Below are 12,723 nucleotides of genomic sequence, written 5' to 3' on the forward strand. Positions count from 1 at the left end.
TGGTTTGCAGCCCCCTCCCGCCATGCGCCCGCTCCCACTGCTCCTCGCCCTCGTTTTCACCTCCGCCCGCTCTGTTTTCCCGGCGGAAATTCCCGCAAACATGCGCCAGCATCCGCTGCCGGAAGGAGTCTCGCTCAAGGATGACCTGGGCCGCGACAACGGCGTCCGTTTTGTGGACATCAATGGCGACGGCAACGAGGACCTCATCATCTCCAATCCACGCGAATACGGCGTCTTCATGTTCGTGCCGAAGGAACGCGAGAAAAAGAACCTGCAATGGAACGAAGGCTGGACGCAGGTCATGCGCGAAGGCAAACCAGGCGATGCGAACAGCCTGCCGCTCATCGTCGATGCCAGCGGACGTGATCAAGGCATCACTTTTCGGCACGGTGCCATGGGGAGTGAGGCCAGCAAGCAACGCATCCCCTTCTCCGAACTGCTCAAGGTGCCCGGACCCGCGCCGAAATCACCGCAGGACTCCCTGAAGGCGCTCAAACTCAAACCTGGCTACGAGGCGACGCTGGTGGCGCACGAACCGCTCGTTCAGGACCCGGTTTTCATCGACTGGGACGCCCACGGTCGCATGTGGGTGGTGGAAATGGGCGATTATCCCTTCGCCCCTGGTGAAAAGACCAAGGATGGCAGCGTCGGGCAGGAAAAAGTCTCCGATTTGCAAAGCGGCCGCGTCAAGATCCTCACCGATACCGATGGCGACGGCGTCTATGACAAGGCTTCGCTCTTTCTCGACGGCCTGAAGCACCCTACCGGCCTCGCTTTCTGGAAAAACGGCGTCTTCATCGCGAACATCCCGGACATTTTCTACGCCGAAGACACCGATGGCGACGGCACCTGCGACAAGCGCGAAACGTGGTTCACCGGCTTCACCGCCGGCAATCCGCAGCATCTCGTGAATGGCTTCTGCTGGGGCCTCGACGGCTGGCTCCACGGCGCGAATGGAGACAGCGGCGGCGACCTCACCTGCGTGAAGACAGGCCAGAAGATCGCCCTCGGCACGAATGACTTCCGATTTGACCCGCGCACCGGCGATTTCGCACTCGAAGGCGGCCGCAGCCAGTATGGGAAGTGGCGCGATGACTTCGGCAACTGGTTCGGCAACAACAACAGCACCATCGGCTGGCACTACTGGCTGCCCTTCCGCTATTTGGAACGTCATCCCGAAGTCGTGGCGAAGTCCGTCCGTGCCACGCTCAATGAAGAAAAGGCCGTCTTCACCGCCAGCCCGCCCGTGCGCCGCTTCAACTGGGCCAGCGCCATCAACACGCTCACCTCCGGCTGCTCACCCATGCCGTTTCGGGACACAACTTTCGGTCCCGATGGCGAAAATGTCCTGTTCATCTGCGAACCGGCCAACAACCTCGTTCACCGCGAGGTTTTGAGCTACACCGGCGCCTCCATCACCAGCAAGCGCCACCCCGGCGACGTAGAAAGCGAGTTCATCGCCAGCCAGGACAACTGGTTCCGCCCCAGCATGGCCCGCTCCGGCCCTGACGGTGCTCTTTATGTCGTGGACATGTATCGCCTCGTGCTGGAGCACCCGGAATGGATTCCTGCGGAGATCGCCCGGGGCCTCGATCTGCGTGGTGGCGAGGACAAAGGCCGCGTCTATCGCATCGCCAGGGCCGGAACACTCCCGCGAAGCATCAAAATGCCCGATCCCGTCACCGCGATGGCTTCATCGAATGGCTGGATTCGCGACACTGCTCAGCGTCTGTTGCTGGAGAAAAACGCCACCGCCGCGGTGGCAGGGTTGAAGAACCTGCTCACCGCGTCGCCTGCGGTGAAGATCCAGGCCGCGTTCACGATCATGCAACTCGGCGGCATGCTCCCGGACGAGTTGCTCCCCCTCCTGCGCCCGCACGCGCCCTACGTCCGTGCCGCCACCCTCACCGCCACCGGCAGCACGAGTGATGACGTGTTCATCGATTTGGAGAAGCCCCTGCTCAAACAGTCACCCACCAAGGCCCCTGCCGCCGTTCAGGCGCCCGTCATCACGAACCACAATCCCAACCGGCAGAAAGTTGTCGCGCAATACGTCGCCGAGGCTGGAAAGCTCGGCGGCGATGCCAAACGCGGTGCCGCCGTGTTTCAGAAAGTCTGCATGATCTGCCACAAAGTCGGCGATCTCGGCGTCGAAGTCGGCCCCGACCTCAAAACCGTCGCCACCAAGCCGCGCGAGCAGCTCATCGAGGCCATCTTCGACCCCAATCGGGCCGTGGAGCAGCGCAACGCCGCCACCCAAGTCACAAAGAAGGACAAATCCCTCGTCGTCGGCCAGCTCGCCGCCGAAACGCCCGGGAACATCACGATCCGCCTGCCTGGCGGCGCGGAAATCGTCGTCCTGCGCACCGACATCCACGAGATGAAGACCCTCGCCACCTCCCTCATGCCCGACGGCCTCGAAAGCGTCCTCACCGCCCAGGACGTGGCCGATGTGCTGACGTTTGCAGGAGCGAAGTAGGAACCACGGAGGCAGGCCGAACTCAAGCCGCGATTCCCTTGATGAAGGTCGCGACATAGTCCACTACCCGCTCAAAAACTCTCCTCTTCGATGGTCCGCGCTCCATCACCTTCATCGGCTTGAGGATGATCTCGGCGATGTCGGGATCCGGCAGCGGGGCTTGGCCGGTATAGACGTAGCGGTCGATCACTTTCTTGAGCTTGTCGGCATCGAGGTCTTCCTCGGCCACGAGCTGGTCAAAGGCGGCCACGCGTTCCTTTTCCCAGAAGGCCTCGAAGCTGTCGGGGATCTCCGCTTCGCTGCCGACGTTCGGCAGGTTGTCCTCGATGAATTTCTCGATCAGCTTCGCCTTGCTGCGCAGCTCAATGTCGCCAGTCACGCTGTCGAGGATGAGCTTGCGGAGCTTCGGTGCCTCCTCGGCATCGGCGCTGTAGAGGCGGGCGAGCAATTGCAGGATGTACTGCACGTTGATCACGTCCCGGTGGATCAGTTCCAGCTCGAAATCCACGTCATTGAGGATGCTGGCCTTCTGCACCTGATTGTCGGACTTCACCTTGTCGTAGAGGTCCAGGTAGGCGCTGCGGTAGTCGGCGAAACGCTGGGCGGGCAGGGACAAATCGTTGTCGTCGAACTCGGAGAAGCTTTCCAGGATGTTCCGCAGGCGCATCAGCTCGCGGAAGATCTTCACGAACTGCATCTCCGCCTCCTCGTCCTTCAAATCCTTCACGCTTTTCACCGTCGGCGTCAGCTTGAGCAGCTCCACGACCACCTCGTTGAACTTGGCAACGTAGTCCTCGTAGGGCGGCACAAAGACCGTCTCCTTCGCGTTCACATCGGCAAAGAGCGCGAGAGCTTCGTCCGTGCGCTTCTTGAGGTTGCGAAAGACCACGATGTTCCCCTGGCTCTTCACCTCATTGAGGATGCGGTTCGTGCGGGAGTAGGCCTGGATGAGGCCGTGGTGCTTCAGGTTCTTGTCCACCCACAGCGTGTTCAGCGTCTTGCTGTCGAATCCGGTGAGGAACATGTTCACGACCAGCAGCAGGTCCACCTTCCGCTCCTTCACCTTCTTGGCGATGTCCTGGTAGTAGCTGTAAAAGCTCTGCGTGTCCTTCGTCGAGAAGGCGGTGCCAAACATCGCATTGTAGTCGCCGATGAATTTCTCCAGCTTCTCCCGCGTGTGCGGATCACCGCCCTCGCCGCCGATGATCTCCCCGCCTTCGTCGAGGATGCCGTCGGCGTCCTTGTCCTCCTCGTTGCTCGTGTAGCTGAAGATCGTCGCCACGCGCAGCTTGTGCTTCCCGGCGGCTTTCCGGGCGGCAAACAGCTCGTAATACTGGATGAGCGTTTCCACGCTGCTCACGCACATCATCGCGGTGAACTCCTTGTTCCGTGTTTTCACCGCGTGGTGCTCGATGACGTAGTCCACGATCTTCTCCAGCCGCTGCGGAGAGTTCATGAGTTCCTTCGTGTCGATGCCTTCGACCTCGATGTCCACCTCCGTGGCGCTGCCAGGCTTGCGCTGGTAGCGGCCCACATACTCCACGGCAAATTTCAGCACGTTCTCGTCCTTGATGGCGTCCGTGATGACGTAGCTGTGCAGCTTCTGGTGAAAGAGGTCCTTCGTGGTGTGCTTCTTGCCGTCCTTGCTCACCGCGTTCTCGGCAAAGATGGGCGTGCCGGTGAAGCCGAACATCTGGTGGTTCGTGAAGAACTCCGTGATGCGCCGGTGCGTGTCGCCGAACTGGCTGCGGTGGCACTCGTCGAAGATGAAGATGATCCGCTCGCCCCTCAGCTTCTCCATCTGCTTCAGATGCGCCTGCTTGCTGATCGCCGTGTTCAGCTTTTGCAGGGTGGTCACGATCAGCTTCGTCGTGTCATCGCTGAACTGCCGCACCAGCGTCTTCGTGTCGTTCGTGCTGTCCACGCTATCCTTCTGGAAGCCATTGAACTCCTTGATCGTCTGGTAGTCGAGGTCCTTGCGGTCCACGCAGAAGACCACTTTCGCGATGCTCGACAGCGCCGTGAGGATTTGCGCCGCCTTGAAGCTCGTCAGCGTCTTGCCGCTGCCGGTGGTGTGCCAGATGTAGCCGTTCGGGTTCTCGGCGGGCGGATTCAGCACCCGCTCCACGATCCGCTCCACCGCGTAGTATTGATACGGACGCAGCACCATCAGCACCTTGTCCGTCTCATTGAGCACGATGTATTTCCCGATCATCGCGCCCAAATGCTCGCGATTCAGGAAGGCGGAGGCAAAGGCCGGCAGCTCGCGGATCGTCTTGTTGTCCTCTGCCGCCCAGTAAAAGGTCTGCTTGAAGCTCTGCCGCCGCGCATTGGCGTAATACTTCGTGTTCACCCCGTTGGAGATCACAAAGAGCTGCACGAACTGGAACAAGCCCTGCCCGCTCCAGAAACTGTGCTTCTGGTAGCGCTGGATCTGATTGAAGGCCTCCTTCATCTCCAGCCCGCGACGCTTCAGCTCGATCTGCACCAGCGGCAGGCCGTTGACCAGGATCGTCACGTCATAGCGATTCTTGAAGGTGCCCTCCGCCGTCACCTGCTGCGTCACTTGGTAGCGATTCTTGAGTGGGTTCGCGCCTTCGAAGAAGCTGATCCACACCGTGCTGCCGTCGTCACGCTTCAGTTGCATCCGGTCCCGCAGCGTCTTCGCCTTCGCAAAGACACCCGCCGCGCGGTTCAGGTGGTTCAAGACCTTGCTGAACTCCAGCTCGGACAGTTTCAGCCCGTTGAAGGCTCCCAACTCGGCTTTCAGGTTTGCCAGCATCGTCGCCTCATCCGTCACCGCCGCCTTCGCGAAGCCCTGTCCCACGAGTTGAGCCACCAGCTCGTTTTCGAGAGCTTGCTCCGGCTGGGTGAATGGGAGGGTGTTGGGTGGCATGGCAGGAGATCAGTCAACTTTGAGCCAACCGATTGGTCAACCATCGGTCAACCTACGAGGAGGGGAGCTGGATCGTGGTGAGCAGGTGGTAGAGGGGGCGGTTGATGTAGAAGTTGCTCCGGCTGATCTTTGCTTTCTCGACGAAGCCTGCCTGCGTCAGTTGATCCAGGTATTTCATCGCCGTCGGGCGGGAGACGCCCAGCTCTTTTTCGATGAATTCGATCTTCGTATAGGGGTGGCGGAAGAGGTTGTTCAGCAGATCCTGGCTGTAGAGCTTCGGCAGCTCTGTCCGCAGCCGGTGCTTGTAGTCCAGCATCAGGTCCCGCAGGGCCTTGATGAGCTGGATTTCACTGCGGGCGGTCTGTGCCACGCCTTTCAGCATGTAGAGGCACCACTCCGCCCTGCGGTTCTGCTCCCGCACGGTTTGCAGCAGTTCGTAGTAGGCGGCTTTGTTTTGATTGATGTAGCGGCTCAGGTAGAGCAGCGGCAGCTCCAGTAAATCTTCCCGGATCAGCAGCAGGATGTTTAAAATGCGCCCCGTGCGGCCATTCCCATCATAAAAAGGGTGGATGCTCTCAAACTGATGATGCACCACCGCCATCCGTAGCAGCGGGTCCAGCCCGTCATCCGCGTGGATGTAGTCGATCAGGTTCCCCATCAGCGACTCCACCTCGGCGGCATCCTGCGGCGGTTCATAGATCACCCGGCCGGTGGCTTCGTTCTTCAGAACGGTGCCAGGCAGCTTCCGCAGTCCCGCGCGGTTCTGTTCCAGCTCTGCCTGCACGGCCAGCACCGTCTCCAGGCGGATCAGCCCGCTGCCACGCACGGCTTCATAGCCCGTCCGCAGAGCCGCCATATAGTTTTGCACCTCATTGGCCGCCGGGGTGCCAGACTGTCCATGGGCTGCATACAGCTCATCATGCGTGGTGATGATGTTCTCGATCTCGGAGCTGTCCTTCGCTTCCTGGATCGCCAGTGTTTCCAGCAGCAGGGCTGGATTTGGCAGGTAGGCACACAGCCCTTTCAGTTCCGCCAGCCACCGGTGCGCATCCCGCAGCGCCCGCCAGACCTGCGCAGACTCCAGCGCGGAGAGGTCAGCCAGCGGCAATGGGGAGAGGGAGGCCATGAGAAGTCAAGAAATCGGGGTTTTCAGCCACCGTGCGGGCTAACGTGTCAAGAAAACGCCAAAAACTTAACAGGCGGCGACTGACATGTAAAGATTTTCGGCTTTTCTTTACTCCAAGGCGTTACCCTTCGATTGGCCTTTGGCCCTTACCCAGGCCTTTGCCCTTCGCTGCGATAGATTGCACCGTTGGTGCTACTTCTTGAGCGCCAAAGGCGCGGCCTATCGCAGCCCAGGGCAACGCCCTGGGGTTGCCGCGCAACGACGCCGGAGCCCTGTAGGGGCGACCCAATTCAAAAGACAAGATCATCGGCACATCAATCCCACACATACCGTTCGTCATATTGGATCTTGTGCTTGGTCAGAAACTCCAGGTATTCCTCCTGAAAGGTCTTCACCCGGTGGTGCTCTTCTTGAGTGCGGATGTAGTTCGCCACCTTCGGCACGTTGGACTCGCTCACGGAAAATCCGCCGTATCCGGCTTGCCACGCAAACTGCCCGAACTTCGGCCCCTGTGTCTTGATCCATTTGGAGGACGACTTCTTCACGTCTTCCACCACCTGGGCCAAAGTCACCGTGCGCCCCATGTTGAAGAGGACATGCACATGGTCCTCCACCGAGTTGATGAGCACCGCCGGGGAGTTCAGATTCGCCAGCACCGTCGCCATGTAGGCGTGTAGATCGGGGCGCACGTCTTTGGAGAGAAACGGAAACCGTTCCTTCGTCGAGAAGATCAGGTGGACGTAGAGGTTGGCGAGCGATTGCGGCATGTGAGATGATGCGCGTTGGGATTTAGGTCGCCCCTTCAGGGCTCCGGGATGTCCTTCGTCCACGCTACCCCAGGGCGTTGCCCTGGGCTACGGTAGTTTGCACCGTTGGTGCGGAAGAATCAGACAAACGATGTAAAACCATGTGTGCCCCGTGGATCGGAGCGCCAAAGGCGCGGCCTATCGCAGCCCAGGGCAAGGCCCTGGGTTGGCGGCGCAAAGACACCGGAGCCCTGTAGGGGCGATCTAATGCGTGGAATGGCGGAAAGGCCTTCCTCACACAAACATCTGCTGCAGCAGCCCCTTCTTCCAGGCCTGCGTCTGCCTCATCTCCAGGGCGCTGCCCTTCGCTGCTATAGATTGCACCGTTGGTGCGCCTTCTTGAGCGCCAAAGGCGAGGCCTATCGCAGCCCAGGGCAACGCCCTGGGTTGGCGGCGCAACGACGCCGGAGCCCTGAAGGGGCGACCTAATTTGGGGGATGGGCGCGCACCTTCGTCACACAAACATCTGCTGCAGCAGCCCCTTCTTCCAGGCCTGCGTCTGCCTCATCTGCTCTCCCACCGCCCCGATCTTCCCGTCCAACGCGCTCAGGAAGCTCGCGATCTTCGTTTGTTCGGGCAGGCTGGGGAGGCGCAGCAACAGGCCCTTGAGCTGATCTGGGTAAAGATGCACCACCGAGCTCCCTTGAGCGACCCGCGCTATGGCGTGTTTGCAGGCATTGTTCAGGTAGTAGGCCAAGAAAACACCGTTCTGCTTGGTCTGCATGATGTTCAGGTCTCCTCCCAACGCGACATCGTCGTGAATGACACAAGCCGCTCGTGCGATGTCGATGTGGGTCTCTCCCGATGATGGAATAATGACATCGTTCTTGCGGCTCATGACCAAATCTTTGCGTGGAAGACTGGTCCGGGACTTAACTTCATCGATGAGCTCACCATAGTCGGTGTAGAGTTCGCCGTAGCGAATGCAGGGCGTGTCCCCGTTCGCATCAATATCAGCTTTGGAGATACCTGAACCCTTCGTGATCGTTGCCACTTGGCTTAACCGCTTCTCCTCCCAATCCGGGAAGTCGTGGCCGTGGTCGTCTTGGAAGCGGAGGGTTTGGGTGAAGAGCTGTTGCATCACGCCCTTCTTGTAGGCCTCCAGCAGGGCTTTCTTCCGGCTCAGTTGCTCGATCCGCCCATCCACCGCCGTCAGGAACGCCGCGACCTTTTGCTGCTCGGGGACATACGGGAGTGTGACTTCAAGATTCTTGAGCAAATCACCACTGAGGTTCTTTTGACTGCCATCATTACTCAATTGGCGCAGTTCGGTATATCGACGCTGCAGATCATAGAACAGATATTCGTTCACCAACCGGCGGTCGTGGATCAACATGGCTGCACATGCCTGATTTGTCGCTGCTTCAAACTCAAGTATCGCAACCTTACCTCTAGTGACCCCTTGCCCATACAAGGCCATTATCACTGTGCCTTTCGGAAAAAGTTTAGCGGACGAGTTATCCAAGCCTTCATCCGTGATAAACTCATCAGCACACGAGACGCGGTTAAAATCGATCAGAGAAGTTGTGACCCAAGGAATCTGACCATCCCAATATCTTGGTATTTGTCTGCTTGGTGTTCCGCCTGATGTGACTTTGGCCACCTCACCAAGTTTGATTTGGAATGCATCGTCACTAAACCCCGGAAACCTGAGCTTGGGCACGTGGGCGGATGTTTTCGTCGTGCTCATGCCAGCGGTGCTTTGATTCCCAACTCCGCGCAGAACCCGGCGATGACCTGGTCGTTCTCGCGCATGGACTTCTCCAGCTCGGCGAGCTGGGTGGCGACGGCATCGAGGTCGATCTGCTCCTCCTCGTCGAAGGTATCGACGTAGCGGGGGATGTTGAGGTTGAACTCGTTTTCCTGCACTTGGCGGAGGTCGGCCACGTGGCTGAACTTTTCCTCGCTGCGGCGCTGCCGGTAGGTGGTGACGATGCGCTCGATGTGCTCGGGGCGGAGCTGGTTCTGGTTCCCCACCTTTTCAAAGCCCTGGCTGGCATCAATGAACAAGATGTCGTCCGGGTGCTCGCGGCCTTTTTTCAGCACGAGGATGCAGGTGGGGATGCCGGAGTCTTTAAAAATGTTCGCCGGCAGGCCGATGACGGCGTCCAGGTAGTTGCAGGTGTCGATGAGGTAGCGGCGGATGTGCCCCTCCGCGCCGCCACGGAACAGGACGCCATGCGGCAACACGCAGGCCATGGTGCCTCCATGCTCCAGGTGGTGGATCATGTGCTGCACAAAGGCGAAGTCCGCCTTCGACGAGGGGGCCAGCTTCCCATAGGCGCTGAAACGGTCGTCGCCCTTCAGCACCTCGCTGGCGGACCATTTCACGGAGAAGGCCAAACTGGCCACGACGGCCTCAAAGCGCAGGTCGGCATGCTCCGGCGCGGGATGCTCCAGCGTGTCCTCATTCCGCAGGTCGAAGCGCTGATAATGCACGCCGTGCAGGATCATGTTCATGCGGGCGAGGTTGTAGGTGGTGGGGTTCATCTCCTGCCCGTAGAAGTGGCCCACGTCCTCCACCTCCTTCGCCACTCGCAGCAGCAGGGAGCCGGAGCCGCAGGTGGGGTCATAGACGCTCTTCAGGCTCTTCTTCCCGGTGGTGACGATCTTTGCCAAAATGGTGCTGACCTCCTGCGGCGTGTAGAACTCCCCGGCCTTCTTTCCCGCGCCGCTGGCAAACTGGCCGATGAGATACTCATAGGCATCCCCCAGCACGTCCGCCTCGGTATCGGCCAGGCGGAAGTCGATCTTGTCCAGATGCACGAGCACCTTGGCGATGAGTTCGTTCTTCTGGTTCTCGGTCTTGCCGAGCTTTGACGAGCCGAGGTCGAGGTCCTCAAACAGTCCCTCAAAGTCCTCCTCGCTGTCATGCCCCATGGTGCTGGACTCGATGTGCTTCAGGATGGCGGCGAGGTCCTCCAAAATGAAGTTGTCCTCCTTCCGCGCCCCTTTCTCCGCCACGCGATGAAACAGCTCCGCGGGCTTTAAGAAGTAACCCAGACGCTCCACCGCCTCCTTTTCGATGGCCTCCAGCATCTCTTTGCCCTCGGCGGACTTTTCATCCAGCTCGGCAAAGGTGACGCCGTCGTGTTTCAGGATCTCATCCGCGAAGAGGTGGATGCGCTCGGAGAGGTATTTGTAGAAGATGAAGCCCAGGATGTAGTCCCGGAACTCATCCGCCCCCATCTTCCCGCGCAGCGTGTTGGCGATGTTCCAGAGCTGGGTGTGGAGGGTCTGTTTGGCGTCGTCGGGCATGGGGAGGATTTTCATCCAAGCCGCGACCGTTTTGCCTGGCAAGCAGCATCGTTCGGCCCTGTTTGCCGATCTGGGGCGCAACAGCGCGAGCCTTTCGCTCCGGGCTTCACTTCACATCACGCCAGAGCCAGCGGAGGGCGTCGGGGAGGTGGGGGGCCATGCCTTTGCTGCCGTGGAAGCATTGCGTCCAGTCGATGCGGAAGTCATAGCCCATGTATTTGAGCGCAGCGGCCATCTGCTTGTTGGCGAGGGGCCAGTTGCCGAATTTGTTGTCGAGGTCGTTTTCGCCATCGAGGAGGTAGAGGCGCAGGGGTTTGCGCTCGGTGAGGCGGATGAGGGAGGGATAGACGTGGCCGCCTTTGAGATCGACGAAGGAGCCGACCCAGGAGAGGACTTTGCGGAATCTGTCGGGGCGTTCCCAGGCGACCGTGAAGGAGCAGATGCCGCCGGAGGAGCCGCCGGCTATGGCCCAGGCTTCGGGCTGGGGGCGAAACTTCACCTGATGGCGCTTTTCGACCTCGGGGAGGATTTCCTGGAGGAGGAAGCGGGCGTAGGCGTCGCCGAGGGAGTCGTATTCGAAGCCACGGTTGGCCGCTTTGTCGCCGGGCTTTTGCTGGGGCTTGCGGCCGGGATCGATGAAGACGCCGACGGTGCGGGGCATGTCTTTTTTGTGGATGAGATTGTCGAAGACGGTGGAGACACGCATGGAGCCGTGGGGATCGACATGGCGGGAGCCGTCCTGCCAGACCATGAGGCAGGTTTCCTCACCAGGCTGGAGGCCGGCGGGAAGATAGACGGTGACGTCACGGACGGTGCCAGGGAAGATCTGGCTGGTGGCCCACTCGAACTTTTCCAGCCGGCCCTGCGGGACGCCGGGCTGCGGGAGGCTGTCGGCGGTGTAGTCGTAGTGCTCGATGTGGACGGTGCCGGCGAGGCGGGGCATGCCTTCGGATTCGATGCGGTAGGCGGTGTCGGTGAAGTTCGGCATGTCGGCGACGAGCACCTGGAGGCCGTCTTCGCCGAGGGCGGTCATGTCGCCAATGAGTGCTCCGTCCTGGCTGAGGACGCGGGCCGGTTTGGGGTCGAGCACAGCCCAGGCGACGGTGGTGGCCTCGATCTTCGCGCCTGCACGGCCCTGGGTGAGGTTTTTGAGGCCGAAGAGGCGGAGCACCTGGTCGTGGAGGGCTTTTTGATCTTCGGGCTGCGTGGCGGTTTTCAGGCCCTCGCGAATCTGCCGGGGAGTGGCCGTGGCTTGGGGCGCAGGTCTGAGCTGGGCATGACCGGGGCTGGCAAAGGAGAGGAGCAAAAGGACGAGGACAACACGCATGAAGACGTTTTCTAACGCCGATGCATGCAGTGGAATATCGCCCGATTTCCGCAGCCGCTGACAGGCGTGCGCCTGGACGCGATCAAAGCGCGGCGGTGACAGGGAACTTCGCGTGGGACAGTCCTGCGGTGCGCAGCCGGGATTCGATGCCGTCCATCATGGCGCGGACGTGCTTCCAACGGGTGCGGTCGCGCATGAGATCCATGCTGCGCTCGAAGGAGCCCCACTGGATGACTTCGATGTCCACATGACGCACGCCCCACGCGTCCATCATGGAGCGGCTGGGCTTGTAGAGATCGATGGTGCCGGTGCCGACGAGGGCACTGCCGTAGTCATCGACTTCATAAACGACGCCGGGCTGGCCGGCGATGCGGAACCGGGTGCCGACGGGGAAGCGCGACCAGTCGGCGGCAGCACTGCGGACGCTGCCGAATTTCAGATTCGTGCCGATGGCGTTTTTGACGCCATAGATGATATGGTCGCTCTCGCTGTGAGTGTAGGCGGTGGTGCGAACGCGGATCTGAGAACTGCGATGCACATTCGACGCGGCGATGAGGGGAGGTTTTGCCTCCTGAAAGACGAAGGTGTAGCGCTGGATCTCGCCGGGTCGGAAGGGCACGTTGGAGGCGAGGGCCTTCCGCACCTCGTACGTCTTGCCCGTTTCAAGAGGGGAAACGCTGTTGGAACGACGCATTTCCTTCCAGTAAGTGAGCAAAGGCTGCTTCGGCAAGGCGCAGGAGGAAAGTGCGGCTGCAAGGACAGCGAGAGCGCCAGAGGTCATCAAACGTGAGTCGAACATGGCTGGTGTATTTTTGTTATTGAAAGAAGTTT

General features: G+C 60.3%; 8 protein-coding genes. 1 reads left to right on the forward strand and 7 read right to left on the reverse strand.

Translation table 11 applies throughout. The features are described 5' to 3' along the window. Positions 1-22: 22 nt before the first annotated feature. Positions 23-2,479, forward strand: coding sequence for a PVC-type heme-binding CxxCH protein (locus IAE77_RS10975; protein ID WP_294226099.1), 2,457 nt, complete (start codon positions 23-25; stop codon positions 2,477-2,479). Between the two features lie 22 nt (positions 2,480-2,501). Here the strand turns inward: IAE77_RS10975 and IAE77_RS10980 are convergent, their stop codons facing one another. The 7 genes from IAE77_RS10980 to IAE77_RS11010 all read right to left on the reverse strand — a co-directional run bounded on the left by IAE77_RS10980 (position 2,502) and on the right by IAE77_RS11010 (position 12,691). Continuing rightward, positions 2,502-5,375, reverse strand: coding sequence for a type I restriction endonuclease subunit R (locus tag IAE77_RS10980; protein WP_294226102.1), 2,874 nt, complete (start codon positions 5,373-5,375; stop codon positions 2,502-2,504). A 52-nt stretch (positions 5,376-5,427) separates the two neighbouring features. Next, positions 5,428-6,501 carry a Fic family protein gene (locus IAE77_RS10985; RefSeq protein ID WP_294226105.1) on the reverse strand — a complete coding sequence of 358 codons (1,074 nt, stop codon included), beginning with the start codon at positions 6,499-6,501 and terminating at the stop codon, positions 5,428-5,430. Between the two features lie 314 nt (positions 6,502-6,815). After that, positions 6,816-7,268, reverse strand: a complete 453-nt coding sequence (gene tnpA / locus IAE77_RS10990; RefSeq protein ID WP_294226107.1) for an IS200/IS605 family transposase — start codon at positions 7,266-7,268, stop codon at positions 6,816-6,818. 493 nt (positions 7,269-7,761) lie between these two features. Then, complete coding sequence (locus IAE77_RS10995) at positions 7,762-8,997, reverse strand: restriction endonuclease subunit S (protein ID WP_294226110.1); 1,236 nt, start codon at positions 8,995-8,997, stop codon at positions 7,762-7,764. Continuing rightward, entirely contained in the window at positions 8,994-10,565 is a 1,572-nt protein-coding gene (locus IAE77_RS11000) for a type I restriction-modification system subunit M (protein ID WP_294226113.1), read from the reverse strand. Before IAE77_RS11000 ends, IAE77_RS10995 begins: the two co-directional genes overlap by 4 nt. Positions 10,566-10,671: 106 nt before the next feature. Continuing rightward, on the reverse strand, positions 10,672-11,892 hold the full coding sequence (locus IAE77_RS11005) for an alpha/beta hydrolase-fold protein (protein ID WP_294226115.1): 1,221 nt from the start codon (positions 11,890-11,892) through the stop codon (positions 10,672-10,674). 82 nt (positions 11,893-11,974) lie between these two features. Continuing rightward, entirely contained in the window at positions 11,975-12,691 is a 717-nt protein-coding gene (locus tag IAE77_RS11010; RefSeq protein ID WP_294226117.1) for a hypothetical protein, read from the reverse strand. Positions 12,692-12,723 lie beyond the last annotated feature (32 nt).

Source organism: Prosthecobacter sp. (assembly GCF_014879935.1).
In the GTDB taxonomy this organism is placed as follows: Bacteria; Verrucomicrobiota; Verrucomicrobiia; order Verrucomicrobiales; family Verrucomicrobiaceae; genus Prosthecobacter.